Annotated in this window: 15 protein-coding genes, 1 tRNA gene and 1 pseudogene; all 17 read left to right on the top strand. The window is 40.1% G+C overall.

All coding sequences use genetic code 11. The features are described from left to right. The first annotated feature begins 52 nt into the window (after nt 1–52). The 17 genes and pseudogenes from HMPREF0493_RS07685 to gatB all read left to right on the top strand — a co-directional run bounded on the left by HMPREF0493_RS07685 (nt 53) and on the right by gatB (nt 20,701). On the top strand, nt 53–784 hold the full coding sequence (locus tag HMPREF0493_RS07685; protein WP_006352770.1) for a WecB/TagA/CpsF family glycosyltransferase: 732 nt from the start codon (nt 53–55) through the stop codon (nt 782–784). A 3-nt stretch (nt 785–787) separates the two neighbouring features. Further along, on the top strand, nt 788–1,888 hold the full coding sequence (locus HMPREF0493_RS07680; RefSeq protein WP_006352769.1) for a glycosyltransferase: 1,101 nt from the start codon (nt 788–790) through the stop codon (nt 1,886–1,888). Between the two features lie 69 nt (nt 1,889–1,957). Further along, nucleotides 1,958–3,436, top strand: a complete 1,479-nt coding sequence (locus HMPREF0493_RS07675) for a nicotinate phosphoribosyltransferase (protein WP_006352768.1) — start codon at nt 1,958–1,960, stop codon at nt 3,434–3,436. After that, nucleotides 3,433–4,263: an ammonia-dependent NAD(+) synthetase gene (gene nadE, locus HMPREF0493_RS07670; RefSeq protein WP_006352767.1), complete on the top strand. Its 831-nt coding sequence runs from the start codon at nt 3,433–3,435 to the stop codon at nt 4,261–4,263. The genes HMPREF0493_RS07675 and nadE overlap by 4 nt, the downstream gene beginning before the upstream one ends. Nucleotides 4,264–4,453: 190 nt before the next feature. After that, nucleotides 4,454–7,116 (top strand): annotated as a pseudogene (locus tag HMPREF0493_RS07665) (calcium-translocating P-type ATPase, PMCA-type). Nucleotides 7,117–7,290: 174 nt separating this feature from the next. Continuing rightward, on the top strand, nt 7,291–8,439 hold the full coding sequence (locus HMPREF0493_RS07660; RefSeq protein WP_006352764.1) for a CDP-glycerol--glycerophosphate glycerophosphotransferase: 1,149 nt from the start codon (nt 7,291–7,293) through the stop codon (nt 8,437–8,439). Nucleotides 8,440–8,449: 10 nt separating this feature from the next. Then, complete coding sequence (locus HMPREF0493_RS07655) at nt 8,450–9,880, top strand: oligosaccharide flippase family protein (RefSeq protein WP_006352763.1); 1,431 nt, start codon at nt 8,450–8,452, stop codon at nt 9,878–9,880. 2 nt (nt 9,881–9,882) lie between these two features. Next, nucleotides 9,883–10,584: a glycosyltransferase family 32 protein gene (locus tag HMPREF0493_RS07650; protein WP_006352762.1), complete on the top strand. Its 702-nt coding sequence runs from the start codon at nt 9,883–9,885 to the stop codon at nt 10,582–10,584. Next, on the top strand, nt 10,584–11,036 hold the full coding sequence (locus HMPREF0493_RS07645) for a SprT family protein (RefSeq protein ID WP_006352761.1): 453 nt from the start codon (nt 10,584–10,586) through the stop codon (nt 11,034–11,036). The genes HMPREF0493_RS07650 and HMPREF0493_RS07645 overlap by 1 nt, the downstream gene beginning before the upstream one ends. A 58-nt stretch (nt 11,037–11,094) precedes the next feature. Then, nucleotides 11,095–11,182: transfer RNA gene (locus tag HMPREF0493_RS07640), tRNA-Leu, on the top strand. A gap of 120 nt (nt 11,183–11,302) precedes the next feature. Then, the gene (locus HMPREF0493_RS07635; protein ID WP_006352760.1) at nt 11,303–11,953 is read left to right on the top strand and encodes a glycoside hydrolase family 73 protein; all 651 of its coding nucleotides are present in this window, start codon (nt 11,303–11,305) and stop codon (nt 11,951–11,953) included. Nucleotides 11,954–12,055: 102 nt separating this feature from the next. Beyond that, nucleotides 12,056–14,305 (top strand): DNA helicase PcrA, encoded by a 2,250-nt coding sequence (gene pcrA / locus HMPREF0493_RS07630; RefSeq protein WP_006352759.1) that lies wholly within the window; start codon nt 12,056–12,058, stop codon nt 14,303–14,305. A gap of 38 nt (nt 14,306–14,343) precedes the next feature. Further along, nucleotides 14,344–16,353: an NAD-dependent DNA ligase LigA gene (gene ligA, locus HMPREF0493_RS07625; RefSeq protein ID WP_006352758.1), complete on the top strand. Its 2,010-nt coding sequence runs from the start codon at nt 14,344–14,346 to the stop codon at nt 16,351–16,353. Nucleotides 16,354–16,367: 14 nt separating this feature from the next. Next, nucleotides 16,368–17,507, top strand: a complete 1,140-nt coding sequence (locus HMPREF0493_RS07620; protein ID WP_006352757.1) for a CamS family sex pheromone protein — start codon at nt 16,368–16,370, stop codon at nt 17,505–17,507. Nucleotides 17,508–17,518: 11 nt separating this feature from the next. Then, a complete protein-coding gene (gatC, locus tag HMPREF0493_RS07615; protein WP_006352756.1) occupies nt 17,519–17,827 on the top strand; it encodes an Asp-tRNA(Asn)/Glu-tRNA(Gln) amidotransferase subunit GatC in 309 nt (102 codons plus the stop codon). Beyond that, nucleotides 17,827–19,266: an Asp-tRNA(Asn)/Glu-tRNA(Gln) amidotransferase subunit GatA gene (gene gatA / locus HMPREF0493_RS07610; RefSeq protein ID WP_006352755.1), complete on the top strand. Its 1,440-nt coding sequence runs from the start codon at nt 17,827–17,829 to the stop codon at nt 19,264–19,266. The genes gatC and gatA overlap by 1 nt, the downstream gene beginning before the upstream one ends. Before the next feature lie 4 nt (nt 19,267–19,270). Further along, the gene (gene gatB, locus HMPREF0493_RS07605; protein WP_006352754.1) at nt 19,271–20,701 is read left to right on the top strand and encodes an Asp-tRNA(Asn)/Glu-tRNA(Gln) amidotransferase subunit GatB; all 1,431 of its coding nucleotides are present in this window, start codon (nt 19,271–19,273) and stop codon (nt 20,699–20,701) included. Nucleotides 20,702–20,727 lie beyond the last annotated feature (26 nt).

Genomic DNA, 20,727 nt, shown 5'->3' with positions numbered 1-20,727 from the left:
TGGCTGTGGCTTTTGATAAAATAAAAGAAAAAGGAACAATGAGGGATTTGTCATGGATAAAGTAAATGTATTAGGCGTTAACTTTGATAATAAGACGTTTGATCAGTTTCAAAATGAATTTGTGAAGCGGCTCAATGATCACGAGTCGACTTTTATCGTTACTGCCAATCCGGAAATTGTGATGGCTGCGAATGAAAATCCTGAATTTATGAAAATTTTACAGCAGGATGCAGACTATATCACAGCTGACGGAATTGGCATTGTCAAAGCTGCTAAAATGCTAGGCGAGCCGCTGCCAGAACGGGTAACGGGCTACGACTTGTTTTTATGGTTTATGAAAATTGCCAACGAGCGTGGACTCAGAGTTTATTTAATTGGTGCGAAGCCAGAAGTTATTCATGCTGTTCAAGCCAAAATTGCCAAAAACTATAAAAATATCAATTTGGTTGGTGCAGAAGACGGCTACTTCCGCCAAGATTTGAATCTCATCGCTCACCGCATCGCTAAAGCCCAACCTGATATGGTCTTTGCAGCATTAGGTTTTCCTAAGCAAGAAAAGCTGCTGGCGATTTTGCGTCGCAATTTGACTCCTGCCATAATGATGGGAGTTGGCGGCAGTTTCGATGTTTTCAGTGGTCAAGTAAAACGGGCACCGGAGATTTTCCAAAAGACGCATTTGGAATGGTTCTACCGTTTGATTACTAATCCAACCAGATTTAAGCGAATGATGGTTTTGCCTAAATTTGTTGTACGAGTGCATCAGTTTAAGAGAGGAAACAAATAATTAATGAAAGTTCTGCATGTGAATGCCGGCCTAGAAAACGGCGGTGGTCTAACCCACATTGTGAATTTGTTAAAAGAAGCAAAAAATGAGGGAAAAGATTTTGAACTCTTAACGCTGGCTGAAGGACCAGTCGCAACGGCAGCAAGAAAGGCAGGGATTACAACCCATGTCCTAGGTGCAGGAAGCCGCTATGACCTGGCTGCGCTTAAAAGATTGCGGACTTTTATTAATGATGGGCATTATCAGATCGTCCATACTCATGGTGCACGGGCCAACCTCTTTTTGTCCTTGATTCATACCAAAATTAAGGCTGCTTGGTGCATTACTGTCCATTCAGATCCTTATTTGGATTTTGAAGGTCGCGGTTTAATGGGTAAAATTTTCACCAAATTGAATTTGCGTGCCCTTCACAAGGCCGACTGCATCTTCGCAGTTACTAAACACTTTGCCGATTTGCTTGAACAAAAAGCAAAAATTGATCCCGCTAAAGTGCATGTTATCTACAACGGCATTTTCTTCCATGATGATAGCGAAATTCCAGCCAAATATGATGATCAGGTTTACTTCAATATCGTTAATGTTGCCAGAACGGAAAAAGTGAAGGGCCAGGAATTGCTGCTGAAGGCGATTAAAAAGCTGGACGATTCGCATGTTCGTTTGCACATCGCCGGTGATGGCAGCCAATTAGAAAATTTGAAAGCTCTAACCAGGCAACTAGAATTATCGCCGCAAGTAACCTTTCACGGTTTTATGACGCAGAAGCAATTACGCAACTTATACCGGCGGATGAATTTAGCCGTTCTGACTTCTTATTCAGAGAGTTTTCCACTGGTACTGCTTGAGGCCAGCGACAATCAGCTTCCAATTTTGTCAACCGCAATCGGTGATATAAAAATGATGATTCCGGATCAGGAACATGGTTTTATTGCCAAAATTGGCGATGTTGACTCCATTGCTGCAGAAATAAAACGTGCAGTCAATATGGATCCAGCTGCTTTGAAGGCTGTCGCTTTGCGGGAAAAGAAGTATGTAGCAGCCAACTTTTCAGTTGAAAAACAGCTGGCTTCGATTCAAAAAGTATATGACAAGTTAGCCAAACACTAATCAATTGCCCCTAAATCGAATAACAAGTATAATTAAGGCAAGCTATCATGATTTATTTGAGAGAAAAAAATGCTTTATCAAGAAATAGACAAAGATGATTCTTTAGCTTTACACACTGATTTGTATGAAATTAATATGATGTACACCTACTTCAAAAAGGGGATTGCTGAGCGTAATGCCGTTTTTGAAGTATTTTATCGTAAAGAGCCTTTTGGCAATGGCTATGCTGTTTATGCAGGACTTGAACACATTATTCAATATTTGCAAAACTTGCATTTCAAAGAAAGCGATTTGCAATATTTAAAGGAAACTGAAGACTACAATGATGATTTTATCGATTATTTGCGTAATCTGAAGCTAAAATTGACGATCCGTTCAATGAAAGAAGGAGAATTGGTTTTTGCCAACGAACCAATTCTTCAGGTTGAAGGACCACTTGCTCAATGTCAGCTGGTTGAAACGATGATCCTGAATGTGATCAATTTTCAAACTTTGCTTGCTACTAAGGCGGCAAGAATCAGGCTCGCCGTTCAAAATGATGGCCTGATGGAATTTGGCTCACGGCGTGCACAAGAAACTGATGCTGCCATTTGGGGTGCTAGAGCTGCATATATTGGCGGCTTTGACTCAACTAGCAATGTTCGTGCCGGCAAGCTTTTTGGCATTCCGATTTCAGGAACCCAGGCTCATTCCTTGGTCGAGGCTTTTGGCAGCGAATATGAAGCCTTTAAGGCTTATGCTGAAACTCATAAGAATTGCGTCTTTTTAGTTGATACTTACGACACCGTTAGAAGCGGTGTGCCGAATGCAATTAAAGTTGCTAACGAAATGGGCGATAAGATCAACTTTTTAGGCGTTAGAATTGATTCCGGCGATATGGCTTATATTTCTAAACAAGTACGCAAGGAATTAGATGATGCCGGTTATCCAAATGCTAAAATTTTTGCTTCTAACGACCTTGATGAATACACAATTACCAACTTGAAGATGCAAGGTGCAAAAATCGACGCTTGGGGCATTGGGACAAAATATATTACCGCCTATGATCAGCCAGCTTTGGGTGCAGTTTATAAACTTGTAGCCATCGAAGATGAATTTCATGCTATGCGGGATACGATGAAGATTTCCTCTAATGCAATCAAGGCTTCAACCCCAGGAAAGAAGCAAGTTTGGCGGATCAGCGCCAATACTGCAAAAAAGAATGAAGGCGACTGGGTCAGTCGAGCAAATGAAGATCCGCGCAAATTTAACGCTTTGTTCATGTTCCATCCACAATATACTTATATCAATAAAGTGGTAACCGATTATACTGCAATTCCGCTTTTGCATGATATTTTTAAGGATGGGCAACTGGTTTACAAGCAGCCAAAACTTAAAGAAATTAAAAAGTTTGTTGCCGATAATTTGGACGGATTATGGGATGAATATAAGCGTAGCTTGAATCCGCAGGAATATCCGGTCGATTTGTCAAAAAACTTGTACGAGAGTAAGATGAACCTAATCCAAGATATTCGTCGTAAGATTAGAGAAAGAAGCTTTGGTCGATGAGAAAATTACAAAAAGAAATTATTGCATATGAACATGTTTTGCCCGAAATTGATCCAAAAAAGGAAATCAGACGTTCAATTGATTTCTTGAAGGACTATTTAAAAGCAAATCCATTTTTAAAATCATACGTTTTGGGTATTTCAGGCGGTCAAGATTCAACTTTGACTGGCAAATTGTGCCAGATGGCCATTGAAGAAATGCGCCAAGAAACCGGCGATGATTCATATCAATTTATCGCTGTCCGTTTGCCTTATGGCGTTCAAGCTGATGCCGATGATGCTGCCGATGCAGTTGCTTTTCAAAAGCCAGACCAAGACTTGATTGTTAATATCAAGGAACCAGTCGACGCTATGGTTAAAGTGCTGGAAGCTGCTGGACAAAAGATTACAGATTTTAATAAAGGCAATATCAAGGCTCGTCAAAGAATGGTTGTTCAATACGCAATCGCTGGTGCTAATAAAGGTGCTGTTGTTGGTACCGACCATGCTGCTGAAAACATCTGTGGTTTTTACACCAAGTATGGTGATGGTGCGGCTGACTTAGCGCCATTGTTCCGTTTGGATAAGCGTCAAGGCAAGATGCTTTTGAAAGAATTGGGCTGCCCAGCTCACCTTTACGAAAAGGCACCAACTGCTGATCTTGAAGAAGACAAACCAGACTTGCCAGATGAAGTTGCCTTAGGCGTAACTTACCGGGATATTGATGATTATTTGGAAGGCAAAGAAGTACCAGAAAAATCAGCTGAGCAAATTGAAAAGCTCTGGAACAAGAGCAAGCATAAGCGTCATTTGCCAGTAACTGTTTTCGATGACTTCTACAAAAAGTAAGTTAAATTATACGATTTTTCTTGTGAAACCGTGAAAATTTACTTATAATTAACTTGTCATAAGGGAGTAACAGCAAGTAATTGCGATAAGCCCAACACCCGAAGAAAATCTTCTGGACTTATCTTAATTTGTGAGACTTATATGCTTAGAGTATATAGGTCTCTTTTTTGTTAAGAAGGAGGAAAAATAATTGGCTAAAAACTATTACACCGAGTCAATTCCCGATGTGGAGCAAGAAATGAAAACGTCTCTTGCTGATGGTTTAACTAATGAGCAGGCTAAGCAACGATTAGCTGAATATGGTCCGAATGCTTTGGCTGCCAAAAAGAAAAAGAGCATGTTGATGCGTTTTCTTGACCAGTTTAAAGATTTTATGATCATCGTCTTGATCATTGCGGCTATTTTATCTGGAGTAGTTGCTAAAGAATGGGCCGATGCTGCTATTATTATGATTGTTGTTATTTTGAACGCAATTTTGGGCGTCTTCCAAGAAGCACGTTCTGAAGCAGCAATTGAAGCTTTGAAAGAAATGGCAACGCCAAATGCGCATGTACGGCGTGGCGGTGCTATTGTTGAAATCCCAAGTACAGATTTGGTACCTGGCGACCTGGTTTTATTAGAAGCCGGTGACGTGGTTCCAGCCGATCTGCGTTTGGTAAAAGCACATAGCCTGAAGATTGAAGAATCTGCCTTGACTGGTGAATCTGTTCCTGTTGAAAAGAGCGACGAGACCTTGCAAGGAAAAGATGTTGCTTTAGGCGATCGAATCAACATGGCTTATTCAAATACCAATGTTACCTACGGAAGTGGTGTGTAGTTGTTCACACTGGAATGAACACTGAAGTTGGTAAGATTGCTACGATGCTAAATAATGCCGATGAAACTGATACTCCTTTGAAAGAAAACTTAAATCAGCTTAGCAAGACTTTAACCATCATGATTTTAGCAATCTGCGTGGTTGTCTTCGTAGTGGGAATGTTCACTAAGCAAGGAACTGAACCAACCAACAAGCTGATGATCGACATGTTTTTAGTTGCCGTTTCACTTGCTGTTGCCGCAATTCCAGAAGGTTTGCCAGCAATTATTACTATTATTTTGGCCCTAGGAACGCAAACGATGGCTAAGCATAAGGCGATCGTAAGAAAATTGCCGGCCATTGAAACATTAGGTGCTACTGACATCATTTGTTCAGATAAGACTGGTACTTTGACTCAAAATCGTATGACGGTAGAAAAAATCTACTATCGTGGCGAGATTCACAGCGCTGATGACGAAATATATGAAGATAATCCGGCACTATTGGCAATGGTACTTGCCAATGATACTAAGATTGAAAATGGTGGCGATCTTTTAGGGGACCCAACTGAAACCTCATTGATTCAATATGCATTCGATCAAAATATTGATGTTGATCAAATGCTTGAAAAATACAAGCGAATCCAAGAAGTGCCATTTGATTCTGAACGTAAACTGATGAGTACCGTTAATAAAGATGGTGATCAATATTTTGTCGCTGTTAAAGGTGCGCCAGATGAGTTATTGAAGCGGGTAACTTCGGTTGCAATCAACGGTGAAGTTACACCAATTTCTGAACAGCAAAGAAAAGACATTTTGCAAACCAACCAGGATATGGCGAAGGAAGCCCTTCGTGTTTTGGGCTTGGCATATAAGCAAATCGACAAGCCATACGATGATCCATCAACCAACAATGTTGAACAAGACTTAATCTTTGCAGGTTTGGTCGGCATGATCGACCCAGAACGTCCAGAAGCAAAGGCTGCCGTTGCAGAAGCTCACAGTGCTGGTATCAGAACCATTATGATTACTGGTGACCATCAAGTTACGGCTCAGGCCATTGCCGAAAGATTAGGCATTCTAGAGCCTGGTCAAGACAAGCGCGTCTTAACTGGTGCCCAGCTGGATGAATTGAGCGATGATTACTTCGTCAAGCACGTCGGTGACTACAGCGTTTATGCAAGAGTATCGCCTGAACATAAAGTAAGAATTGTTAAGGCATGGCAAGCCAATGGTAAGATTGTTGCCATGACCGGTGATGGTGTTAACGATGCACCAAGTCTGAAACAGGCTGATATTGGTATCGGCATGGGGATTACCGGTACCGAAGTTTCTAAAGGTGCCAGTGATATGATTTTAGCTGATGATAATTTCGCCACAATCGTTAAAGCGGTTAAGCAAGGGCGTAAAGTCTTCAGCAATATTCAAAAGGCAATTCTTTGCTTGATGAGCTGTAATGTTGGTGAAGTTTTGACAGTCTTTATGATGACGATGCTTGGTTGGGATATTTTGACACCAGTTCAACTTCTTTGGATCAACCTGGTAACTGATACTTTGCCAGCAATTGCCCTTGGGGTTGAGCCAGTTGAAGATGGCATTATGAAGCGCAGGCCACGTGGCCGTAAGTCCAACTTCTTTAGCGGCGGTGTTGCCAGCTCCATTATCTACCAAGGAATTCTTGAAGGTATTTTGGTGCTTGGTGCCTACCAACTAGGACTTCACGTTGGTCCGCATGTTGGTAATGCTGCATTGCAACATGGGGATGCATTGACGATGGCCTTCCTTACTTTAGGCTTGATTCAGTTGTTCCATGCCATTAATTCTAAGTACATTCATGAATCAATTTTTAGAAAGCATACTTTCTCAAACAAATGGTTTAACTGGGCAATTTTGATTGCTGCCGTGATTATGGCTGCTGTTGAATTGCCGTTTATGACTGGATTCTTTGATGTTACCGAATTAGATGCAGCTCAATGGTGTGTAGTTCTCGGTGCCGGTTTGTGCATGATCGTGATTGTAGAAATCGTAAAGTTCTTCCAAAGAAGAGAGCAGCGTTAATTTAGTTGCAAGTAAATAAGAGGTGGATAATTTGTCTGCCTCTTATTTTTTTACTGATAAAATAGTATGATGGTAGATAGGTCTGAAGAATCAGTAAAGATTCTTATTTGAGATAGTTAATTTATTAATGTCTGCTAAAATATACCAATAAAGTAAAAGAAAATTAGTGAGATTATGAAAAGTTTGCTTTTTCGCGTCTATCTTTGCTTAATGAAGATTTTCGCTTATTTTAATCCGATTCAGCCGAATGAAGTGGTCATCTTGAATGGTGCTGGGCGATCAGGTTCTAATGGCTATTTGTTCTACAAATATTTGCAGCTCAACCATCCAGAGTATCAGGTAACTCTGGTTGAGCCTTGGCCTTCTTCTCATCTAGATCGTATGACCTGGAAAAAGATTGGCTCTGCTCGCTATATCGTTACGACCCACCAGCCTTTTAAAGTGAAAAAGGGGCAGCTGAATATTCAATTGTGGCACGGTGTTCCATTGAAGCGCATGGGTATTATGGCCAATAATACGAGAAGAAAAGACAACTGTCGCAATGAAAAATTGTGGCATAAATATGCCGATATTGTGGCTTCTAATTCTGATTTGTATGAAACTTTGATGAGTGCTTGCATCGCTGTTGAGGGCAAGAAATATCATAAGGTTGGTTTCCCAAGACTTGATTATTTGCAAAAGCCCATTATTACTAAAGAAGAATTGCTGCAAGACCTGTTTCATCAAACAGATGCTGAGGCGCAGATCGGCATCTATATGCCAACTTTTAGGTACGAATTAGATGATCCCAAGATTATGGCGCAAATTAAGGCGGGCAACTTTTTTGCATTCGCTGATTTTGATGTCGCACAGTTAAACGCGGCATTAAAGGAAAGGCACCAATATTTGATCGTTAAATTGCATCCGTATGAAATGCGCATGTTTGCTGACTTTTCGAGCAAGTACTCCAACATTGCCTTTTTAAATAATGATTATTTATTTGATCACAACTATGATCTGTATGAATTATTGGGCGATACGGACTTTTTGCTAACGGATTTTTCATCAATCTATTTTGATTATCTTCTTTTGAACAATCCGATTATCTTTGTCACTAATTTTCTTAAACAATATGAAAAAACACGTGGTTTATTGCTCAGCCCATATGAGGAAATAACGCCAGGAATTAAAGTTAATTCACAAGCTCAGCTGCTTGAAGCTCTGAGGGAACCAGATAATCAGCAGATTAGGGATCGTCGTTTGTATTGGCTGCATTTAACACAAGAGGTTAAGGGCGAAAACTACTGTGAAAAATTATTTGCCTGCATGACAAAAGTTAACTAGGTGAAACGTTTTGAAAAGAACATTTTTAAATATCGTTTACAACGCAGTTTATCAAATCTTTTTGGTTTTGGTACCATTAATCACGGTACCTTATTTGTCACGGGTTTTAGGGCCTAAAACCTATGGTATTTATAGCAGCGTTAATAATACGATGCAATTTTTGATGGTCTTTTGTACCTTGTCAGTGTCCTATATTGGTATGCGGACGATCTCACGGACGTGGGTTTATGGTACGCCACAGGACTTGACTGATGCCTTTTGGGGCTTATGGTATTTTCAAGGCATTGCTGGTTTAGTGACGATTATCATTGTTTTGGCAATCACTAATCTTTTCCACATTCAATATTGGAACTACATTATTTTGATGGCACCATATTTGATTTCTGCGCAAGTGGATATCTCTTGGTTCTTCCAAGGTTTAGCAGATTTCGGGCGCGTCGTTCTTAAAAATACTGCTGTTAAGCTGGTTAGCGTTGTTTTGATTTTGCTTTGGGTAAAATCACCAGGCGACTTGTGGAAATATTTGTTGATTATGTCTGTTTCCACAATGTTGGGCTCCTTTGTTTTTTGGTTTGATATCCACAAATATGTGGGTAAACCTGTGGCTCATTTTTATAAATATCGGACAACTATCAGATCAATTATCACGCTGCTGATTCCTCAAATTGCTACGCAGATCTATACTTCGCTAGATAAGCCAATTTTGGGTATCTTTCAGAATTCAACGCAAGTTGCCTATTATGATAATTCACAACGAATTTCGAATATGATTTTGGGAGTAATTACCAGTATTTCGTTGGTTATCATGCCTAAAATGGCAAGTGAAGGCAAAAAAACGCAGCAGGTTGTTTTGAAAAAGTCGTTAGAGGCTACGGTCATGCTGGGAACTTTGTTTTCAGTAATTATCATGGCTAATACCAAGCAATTTGTACCATTTTTCTTTGGTCAAAAATATACTCCAATGACGCCGCTGATGTTTTTCTTCACGTTGACGATTATTATGATTCCAACTGGTGGGGTTTTTGCAAACCAATTTGCCTTAGCCAACCATCGCGATAAAGATTATGCACTGCCAGTAATTATTGGTGCTATTTTAGAAGTGGTTCTGAGCTTTTTGCTGGACCGGCCATATGGTGCGGCAGGTGCTATGGTGGCAATTTTAATCACCGAGTTTATTGTGTTATTGCTTCGCTTGTGGATTGTTCGCGATGGCTATGACTTTAAGTATTCGTTCAAGGACATTCCGAAGTACTTTTTAATTGCCATTGTTACTTTGGTAATTGGATTATTGATGCCAAATCTGATTAACTCTGCCTTTATCAATATGGCAGTTAAATCGATCATCATGTTTGCTATCTATTTGGCATTGATGTTTATTATGAAATTAGACTTTAATCAAGATTTGATCGCACTAGTTAAGAAATTTTTGAAGCGAGGATAACGATGATTCCAAAAATCATTCATTACGTTTGGGTAGGTGGCAATCCTAAGCCCAAGAACATTCAGCGCTGCATGAAGACCTGGCAAAATCATTTGCAGGATTACAAGATTGTTGAATGGAATGAAGACAATTTTGATATTCATGAAAATAAATATGTCGAACAAGCCTATAAAGCAAAAAAATGGGCTTTTGTATCTGACTATATTCGGGCAAAAGCAATTTATGAACAAGGCGGAATATATCTGGATACCGATGTTCTGGTGCTCGACAATTTGGAAAGCTTGCTTGATAATCATGCTTTTGTCGGCTTTGAAAATAAAGAGAATCCGTTCACGGCTGTTTTTGGTGCTGAAAAACATCATCCATTGCTCAAGGACATGCTGGCTTATTATGATGATCGCAATTTCGAATTTGACAGCAAGGATCAAATGGCTGGCGTCAACACCGTTTCAGTCTCTGATATTTTGAAAGAAAAATACGGTGCCAAGCCGAACAATCAAGAACAAATGCTGGAAACCGGCATCCATGTATATCCAGATGGCGTTTTATGCAATCCTTCAGAGGATTCAAAGACTATTCACGTCTTTACTGGAACCTGGATGGAAGGAGAAAAGCCGCTGAAACGCAAAATTGTGACGGCTTTGAAGGTTAGAATCAAGACCAAACGTCAGGCCGCTTTGTATGCTAAATATATTCGAAGCTAATGAATGAAGAAGAACTGCAAAAATTAGTTGAACAAATATCGCTGCAATCCTTCGGCCGGCCATTTTTACACCTAATAAAAATTAATCGGCGTATGACTACAACCGGTGGCCGCTACCATTTGGACGATCATCATCTTGAATTTAATGCTCACTTTTTAACGCCAGACCATTATTCTAATTTAGTTGGCATTATCAAGCATGAGTTATGTCACTATCATTTGCATTTATTAGGTCTGGGCTATCAGCATCGTGATCATGATTTTAAAGTTTTGCTTAAACGAGTAGGTGGCAGTCGCTATGCGCCTGACATTGGTTTAAGAAAGACCAGAAAACGCCATTATCTGTATGTTTGTCAAAACTGCGGTTTGCAATATCCGCGCGTGCGCCGTCTTAATACGCGCAGGTATCGCTGCGGTCGTTGCCACGGTAAATTGAAGCTGGTAAAAAAATGAATAAATTTTAATATTTCCTTGCGCGATTCTGCTTTTTGGGTTAATATAATTAAGTACCGCGGGCGTGGCGGAATGGCAGACGCGCAAGACTAAGGATCTTGTGATCGCTTTAGATCGTGGAAGTTCGAGTCTTCTCGCCCGCACCAATAAGAAGTCGCTGATGAGCGGCTTCTTTTTTTATACTAATAATTAACAAATATTTTCTTTTATTTTGAAGAGTTTATACTTTATTTAATAACAGATCTGAAGAAAAGACAGGAAATTATATGGCAAAAAAACGCAAAAAACATCGAATTTCCAAAAGCATGGGAATTATTTTAAGAACATTTTTAATTCTGGTTGTTTTACTGGTCGCCTTCATCTGCTTTAGATATTATCGGCGGCAAGCTTTGCAGTCTCAACAAATAAGACAAGAGCAGGTGCAAAAGCAGCAGGAACAAGCAAAGCTTTTGCGTCAGCGGAAAGCTTTTATCAAAAAAATAGGGCCAATTGCTAAAGAAGTCGATAAATCATATGATTTGCTTCCAAGCATTACGATTGCTCAGGCTTGTCTAGAAAGCAATTACGGTCAAAGCGATTTATCGCAGAAATACAACAATCTGTTTGGCATTAAAGGAACCAATCCTAATACTTCTGTTGTTTTGGTTACAAAAGAATACGTCAAAGGCAAGTGGGTGAACGTTAAAGCGCGCTTTCAAATTTATGATTCCTGCGAGGCTTCAATTCGAGCTCATGCGCGTTTATTCCAGAATGGGACCACTTGGAATCACAAGCAGTACAAGCATGTTTTAGCTGCTAAAAATTACAAGCAGCAGGCCAAGGAACTGGTTACTGATGGCTACGCTACAGATCCAAATTATGCTGCTAAATTGGTGAGCCTGATTGAGCAGTATAACTTGCAAAAATATGATAAGTAAAAGCGTTAATGATTGAGTCTGGAACATTTGTTTCAAGCTCTTTTTCTTTGTTATAATATTAGGGCTATATTTTCTTAAATAATTTTTGTGAAGGGAATCAGGATGAGCGAAGAATCAATTTTAGCTGGATTAAATCCGCAACAAAAGCAAGCTGTTGAAACCACGGAAGGTCCATTACTAGTAGTTGCTGGTGCCGGATCGGGAAAGACTTCGGTTTTGACGCGCCGGATTGCGTATTTAGTTGAAAAAAACAATGTTAATCCCTGGAATATTTTGGCGATTACTTTTACTAACAAGGCAGCCAATGAAATGCGCGAACGTGAACAAAAACTGCTTGGCCCAGCAGCTGAGAGTATTTGGATGTCTACTTTCCACGCTTTATGCGTTCGGATTTTGCGGCGAGATGCTGATAAGATCAACTACAGTCATAATTTTTCAATTGCAGATTCAGCCGAACAGCTTACGCTGGTTAAGCATATTGAAAAGGATCTCAACATCAACCCCAAGATGTATGATCCGCGTAGAATTTTATCCGCGATTTCCAATGGCAAGAATGATTTATTGACGACAGAAGCTTTTGCAATGAGTGCTTCTTCTCCCTTTGAAAAAATGGTTGCCCAGATCTATCAAGAATACCAAAAACGGCTCAGACGCGATCAAATTATGGACTTTGACGATTTGATCATGCAGACGCTGGTTTTGTTTAAAAAAGATAAGGAAACTTTGCATTATTATCAAAACAAGTTTCGCTACATTTTGGTGGATGAGTACCAGGATACGAACCAAGCACAATATGAGTTGACCCATGCCTTGGCTGCTCAATATAAAAATATTTGCGTTGTTGGGGATGCCGATCAGTCAATTTATGGCTGGCGTGGTGCCAATATGGAAAACATCATGAACTTTGAGTCCGACTATAAAAACGATGGCGTGCGTACAGTCAAGTTGGAACAAAATTACCGCTCAACCGGCCACATTTTGTCAGCTGCCAATTCTGTCATCAAAAACAATCAAAACCGCAAGTCCAAAAATTTATGGACTGATCGCGGTGAAGGCGAAAAGGTAACCTACTATAAAGCTCAAAGCGGTGATGATGAAGCTCACTACATTATTTCTAAAATTCAAGAAGAAGTTAAAGATCAAAAGCGCAGCTACAAAGATTTTGCCGTTCTTTACCGGACCAATGCTCAATCGCGTACGGTCGAAGAAGCTTTCGTGAAGTCAAATGTACCATATCAAATTGTTGGCGGTCATAAATTCTATGATCGAAAAGAAATCAAAGATGTTATGAGCTATTTGAAATTAGTTTCTAATCCGGCTGATACCATGAGTTTAAACCGCATTATCAATACCCCTAAGCGTGGAATTGGTGCGGCAACAGTTGATAAGTTATTGGCTTTTGCAAATGAAAACAATTTGAATGCCCTGCAAGCAATGGATCAAGTGGGGATGTCCACTATTTCAAATCGAGCTGCGCAAGAATTGAGTGACTTTGCTGCTAAATTGCATGATGCCATTAATTTTGCCAAAGATCACAGTGTTACTGGCTTGACTGAAAAGATTTTGGATGATTTCGATTACACCAGCGCGTTAAAGGCCGAACATAATATTGATGCTGATACGCGTTTGGAAAACTTGGATGAATTCTTGTCAGTAACCAAGAGATTTGATGATCATTATGAAGCTGAAGATGATGATTCCGATCAATTAAGCGACTTTTTAGCAGAAGTATCATTATTGAGTGATCAAGATGACTTAGACGATGATGATAATCAAGTTGCATTGATGACTTTGCATGCTGCCAAAGGTTTGGAATTTCCGGTTGTCTTTTTAATCGGAATGGAAGATGGACTTTTCCCATTATCACGATCAATGATGGATGAAAGTCAATTGGAAGAAGAACGCCGGTTGGCTTACGTTGGAATCACTAGAGCAAAGCAAGAACTGTATCTGACTAATGCTTACTCTAGAATGATGTATGGCCGAATTCAGAATAATCCGCCTTCAAGATTTTTAGCTGAAATCGACGCTAAAGATCTGAATGTTGAAAATCCTAATGCTGGCAATACCTTTATTGGTCAAAGCTACTTTCAAGCACAAACTGCACCATTTGCTCGCAATGATGAACATGCACGAGCACAGGTGTACACAACTGCTAAAAAGGCTTCAGGAGCAGTTGGAGCTGAAAAGAAGGGCTGGCATGTTGGCGATCAGGTAGAACATAAAGTTTGGGGCCGCGGAGTTGTTATGAAGGTCAACGGCGAAGGCGAAGACATGGAACTTGATATTGCTTTTGCAAACAAGGGCGTTAAACGGCTGCTAGCTGCTTTTGCACCAATCAAAAAGGTATAATAAAAGCTAAGGTTGATTTTTTATAGGGAGGAAAAATAATGGCTGATATAACTCTTGATCAAGCTAAAACCGAAGTTGCGGCTTTGCGTAAGCAGCTGGACGAATGGGCTGAGGCTTACTACTCAAAAGACGCACCTGAAGTTGAAGACAACGTTTACGATCAAAAATACAATCGTCTGCTTGAACTAGAAAAAGATTTTCCTGAATTGGTAACCCCGGACTCAATTACTCAAAGAGTCGGCGGAAAAATTGACACGAAATTTACTAAAGTAGCACACCCGATTCCAATGCTTTCAATGGGTGATGTTTTTTCAAAAGAAGAGTTAAGAGAATTTGATCAGCGAATTCAAAAGCAAGTAGGTCATCCGGTAGCTTACAATGTTGAATTAAAAATCGATGGCTTGTCATTGTCGCTTGAATATCAAAATGGGCGTTTGATGCGGGCATCAACCAGAGGAAATGGTCAAGTCGGTGAGGATGTTACCGCTAATGCGCGCTTTATTCGCGATATTCCTCAAACTTTGCCAAAGCCGTTAACAATTGAAGTGCGTGGCGAATGCTACATGAGTAAAGAAGCTTTTGCCAAATTAAATGCAGAGCGGGATGAAAACGGCAAAGAAGTTTTTGCCAATCCGCGGAATGCAGCGGCTGGCTCACTTCGGCAATTAGATGCCAAAGTTACAAAAAAGCGGGATTTAAGCACCTTTATTTATACTTGGGTAAATCCGCCTGAGGGCATTACTAGTCAGCATCAGGCGATCGAAGAAATGCATAAATTGGGTTTTCACACCAATCAAACTGGTCGCAAGCTAGAAACATTAGATGAAATCTTTGACTTTATTGATGAATACACGGCCAAGCGTGATAGCCTACCCTATTGTATTGATGGGATCGTTCTTAAGGTTGATGATCTTGGCATTGAGCAGGAATTAGGCAGCACCGTTAAAGTTCCACGTTGGGAAATTGCTTATAAGTTTCCACCTGAAGAACAAGAAACAGTAGTGCGTGATATCGAATGGACCGTGGGCCGCACCGGTGTAGTGACGCCGACAGCGGTGATGGATCCAGTTCAACTAGCGGGAACAACGGTTGCGCGTGCGGTTTTGCACAATCCTGATTTATTAAAAGAAAAAGATGTCAGAATTGGCGATACCGTTAAGTTGCATAAGGCTGGTGACATTATTCCTGAAATTTCCGAAGTTGTTTTGTCCAAGCGCCCGGCCGACTCTAAGCCGTATGAAATTCCAACAACTTGTCCTTCTTGTGGGCAAAAATTGGTTCACTTAAAGGGTGAAGTAGCCTTGCGGTGCATAAATCCATCTTGTCCAGCTCAATTAGAAGAGGGCATTATCCACTTTGCGTCAAGACAGGCGATGAACATTGCCGGTCTAGGACCTAAAATCGTCAAGCAATTGATTGCCAAAGATTTGGTTCATAATGTTGCTGACTTGTATCATTTGACTCCAGATGATTTAATGCAGCTCGATCACTTTAAGGAAAAATCGATTAATAATCTTTTGACAGCGATTGATAAGTCAAAGCAAAATTCAGTTGAATTATTGTTGACCGGATTGGGGATTGACCATGTTGGAGCAAAGGTTGCTCGCTTAATTTCGCAAAAGTTTAAAAATCTTCCTAAGATTATGGCCGCAGACGTGCAAGAAGTTGCAGCAATCGATACAATAGGACCGACGATTGCCGAAAGTTTAACAACCTATTTTGCTCAGCCAGCTGTTCAAAAATTAATTGAAGAGCTTGAAGAGAGTGGCCTGAACATGGATTATCTCGGTCAAGATGAGACGGAAGCCGAAATAGCCGACAATTTCTTTAAGAATAAAACGGTTGTATTAACAGGTAAATTAGCGCATTATACACGAAGTGAATTTACCAAGCGGTTGCAATCTTTAGGAGCCAAAGTAACTGGATCTGTTTCTCATAAAACTGACTATGTCATTTATGGCAAGGATGCTGGTTCCAAGTTTACCAAAGCTCAAAGTTTAGGCGTACCAACCTTGACCGAAGAAGAAGCAATTGCACAAATTAAGTAAAGGAAACACTAATTGTGAAAAGATATTTGCAAGTTTTAGCCCTTGCAGGGGCGATAGTTACCTTAAGCGGTTGTGGCAATTTAAAGAATTCAAGTTTAGCCAATAATGCAACAACTACTAGTAATACAAAAAAGAAGACAAATCAAACGACCAATACAGGTAAAAACGGTTATACGGTATTGCTGAAAAATGGTACCTACCAAGTGTCACCAATTGACGGTTTAACGGCAACTGATAACGATAATTCCGTTGATACGCACAGCCTGGAACGGGGATTGGTTAATATTTCTAAAACGACTTACCCAACTAGTTCATATACTTTCCAAGAAGGTCAATACTTGGACGCTTCCACTGTCACCGACTGGCTGGCACGTAAATCCAAGAACAATCCAACTGGTTTAAATCCGACAGCTGGTACGAAGAAACACTATAATCCGTATTACCTTGAAGAAATAGTCGAGCAGGATTATTTAACTGGTTCTGGCTCAAAATACAGCTTGGGTGGAATCAGCCTTGGCCTTGCGATGAATTCCGTTGATTATTACACCAAGACCAAAAACGGCGCAGAATATTCAGTGACTATTTCGCGCAGCAAACAAAGAAGCGAAGGTATCAAAATGGCTAATGAAATAATTAGCCGTTTGCGCAAGAAGAAGGCTTTGAAGAATGTTCCAATTACGATTGGCTTGTTCTCCAGTACCTCAAAAGACTCTTTAGTTGGAGGAAGTTATTTTGCTTACGGGACAGCTAGCGCTAATAGTAGTAAAATAACTAAATGGAAATCAATTTCGGAAAAAACACAAGTTTTACCGACAGTTGGTGGTGCTAAAGCTGTAAGTAGCAGCGATGCTTCAAGCTTCAGTAGTTTTAAGACATCAGTTCAAAATTACTTCCCTAATATTAGTGGGGTAACGGCAACTTTGCGTTATGAAAATGGCAAGTTGACGCAAGAAAATATTTCAATTACTACTCAGTTTTATGGCTATGAACAAATTCAAAGCTTTACACGTTTGGTTTTGTCACAAGCCAAGAAATATTTGTCTAATGACACGGCCATCGAAATTCAGATTGGTTCTGTCAATGATGTTCAAGCATTGATTGCAAAAGAAACAGCAGATAGTAGTTATCAAGTCCACATTTATGGCGGCGAATAGGAGGCATTTGAGTGAAAATCACAGAAGATACGGTTAAACACGTTGCTACACTTTCAAGACTTGAATTTGGCGACGATGAAATCGGTAAATTTACTGAACAAATGGGTTCGATCATTAACATGGCCAGTCAACTTCAAGAAGTTGATACTGAAGGTGTTGATGAAACTGTTCAAGTTGTTGATCGTGATACTGTCTTTAGAGAAGACAAACCTGAACATTGGCAAGGTGAAGATCGCGAAACTTTAATGAAAAATGTTCCTGAAAAAGCTAATGGCTTCATTAAGGTTCCTGTAATTATTGAGAAGGACGATAACGAGTAATGAATTACTTAAACGAAACTATTGACTCATTAAACAAAAAACTTGCCAGTGGTGAAATTTCAGCAGATCAATTAGCAAAAGATACTGTTGCAAACATTAAAGATACTGACAAGAAGTTAAATGCTTGGATCACTGTTGAAGATGATGCCAAGCCAGCTGAAAATCTTGATTTTTCAAAGAGCAAGTTAGCTGGTATTCCAATCGGAATTAAGGACAATATTGTTACCAATGGTGTGAAAACCACTGCAGCAAGTCATATTTTGGATAACTTTATGCCAATGTATGATGCAACTGTTATCAGCAAATTAAAGGCTGCACAAGCAACCTTTGTCGGTAAGACCAACATGGATGAATTTGCGATGGGTTCATCAACTGAACATTCATACTTTGGTGCTACCCATAACCCATGGAACTTGGACAAGGTTCCTGGTGGTTCATCCGGTGGTTCTGCAGCTGCAGTTGCTAGTGGTCAAGTTGTTGCTGCTCTTGGTTCAGATACTGGTGGTTCTATTCGTCAACCATCTGCATTTAATGGTATTTTCGGAATTAAGCCAACTTATGGTCGTGTATCACGTTGGGGCTTGATTGCCTTCAGTTCATCACTTGATCAAATCGGTGTTATGAGCAAGCGTGTAAAAGACTCAGCTGAAGTTCTTAATGTCATTGCTGGTGCTGACGAACATGATTCTACTGTTTCTACTCGTGAAGTACCTGACTTTACCAAGTTTATCGGTCAAGATGTCAAAGGCCTTCGCGTTGCTGTACCAAAGGAATACATGGATGCTGTTGATGGTGATATGCGTGAAGCTATTCAAAAGCAAATCGATCTTTTAAAGGAAAATGGTGCAATCATCACCGAAGTTTCATTGCCACATACTAAGTATGTAGTTCCAACCTACTACATCATTGCTTCAAGTGAAGCTTCTTCAAACCTTCAAAGATATGATGGTATTCGTTATGGCTACCGTGCTAAGGACACTAAGAACTTGCTTGACGTTTATGTAAAATCACGTTCAGAAGGTTTCGGTACAGAAGTTAAGCGCCGGATCATGTTAGGTTCATTTGCTCTTTCAGCTGGTTCATACGATAAGTTCTTCAGACAAGCTGCTAAGGTTAGAACTTTGATCTGCAACGACTTTGATAAGATTTTTGAAAACAATGATGTCATTGTAGGGCCTGTAACCACCACTCCAGCATTTGGTATTGGTGAAGAAGTTTCAGACCCAGTTAAGATGTACAACAATGATATCTTGACTATTTCTGCAAACTTAGCAGGTATTCCTGCAGCTAGTGTTCCAGCTGGTTTAGTTGATGGTATGCCTGTCGGCTTACAAATTATGGCTAAGCGTTTTGATGAAGGCAATGTCTTCAAGACTGCTGACTTTGTTGAACGCAACAACAGGTTTTATGAAAAAAGACCAACTGGAATGGAGGATTAATTGAATGAATTTTAAATCGACTATCGGACTAGAAGTCCACTTCGAATTAAAGACCAAGAGTAAGATTTTCTCACCTTCACCAGTAACTTATGGTGCCAAGCCTAACACCGAAACTAACGTTATCGATTGGGCTATGCCTGGTGTCTTACCAATGGTTAACAAGAATGTTTACCGGTTAGGAATTATGGTAGCATTGGCAACTCACGCTCACATTTTGCCAACTACTCACTTTGACCGTAAGAACTACTTCTACCCAGATAACCCAAAGGCTTACCAGATTACTCAGTTCTTCCAACCACTTGCTCGTGACGGCTACATTGACGTAGAAGTTCACGGAAAGAAGAAGCGGATCGGTATTCACGAAATGCACATCGAAGAGGATGCCGGTAAGATCACTCACGGTACTAATGGATTTTCATATGTCGACTTGAACCGTCAAGGTGTTCCACTTCTTGAAGTTGTTTCTGAACCAGACATGACTGATCCAGATGAAGCATATGCATACCTTAAAAAATTACGTAAGATTGTCCAGTTTACTGGTGCATCTGACGTTAAGATGGAAGAAGGTTCAATGCGTGTCGACACCAACATTTCTATTCGTCCAGCTGGACAAAAGGAACTTGGTACCAAGGTCGAAATGAAGAACTTGAACTCATTTGATCACGTTCGTCGTTCTCTTGCATACGAAGAAAAGCGTCAAGAACAAGTTCTTCTGTCAGGTGGTCACGTTCAACTTTCAACTCGTCGTTTTGATGAAGCAACAGGCAAGACTGTTTTGGAACGTGTTAAGGAAGGTGCTTCTGATTACCGTTACTTCCCAGAACCTGATATTGCTCCTGATCATATTAGTCAAGACTGGATTGACGAAATCGCTAAAGAATTGCCTAAGTCAGCCTTTGAACGCTACGATGACTACGTTAACAAGTTTGGCATTAAGCCTTATGATGCTCACGTTTTGCTTCAAACCAAGGAAAGCTCAGACTTCTTCGATGCTGCTGTAGCTGCTGGCGCAGATCCAACTATGGCTGCAAACTGGATGAACACGCAAGTTAACGGTTATTTGAATGATAACCGCGTAACTTTGGCTGATATTAAGTTGACGCCAGAAAACTTGGCAGCAATGATCAAATTGATCAAAGATGGTACTATTTCATCCAAGATTGCCAAGAAAGTCTTTGCTGAAACTGTTAAGAACGGTACTGATCCTAAGAAGTATGTTGAAGAAAAAGGCATGGTTCAATTATCAGACCTTTCGGTTTTGGAACCAATGGTTAAGAAGGTTGTTGATGATAACCCACAATCTGTTGAAGACTTCAAGAATGGTAAGGACCGTGCAATTGGATTCTTAGTTGGTCAGATCATGAAGCAAACTCGTGGTAAGGCTAACCCAAAGGTTGTTAACAAGCTTTTGAACAAAGAATTAGCAAGTCGTTAATTTAATTCTAGAAAAAAAGGTAGTAA

Origin of the sequence: Lactobacillus amylolyticus DSM 11664 (assembly GCF_000178475.1) — a bacterium.
GTDB lineage: Bacteria > Bacillota > Bacilli > Lactobacillales > Lactobacillaceae > Lactobacillus > Lactobacillus amylolyticus.
The sequence above is the reverse complement of the archived record's forward strand: the minus strand, read 5'-3'. Positions and strand labels throughout refer to the sequence as shown.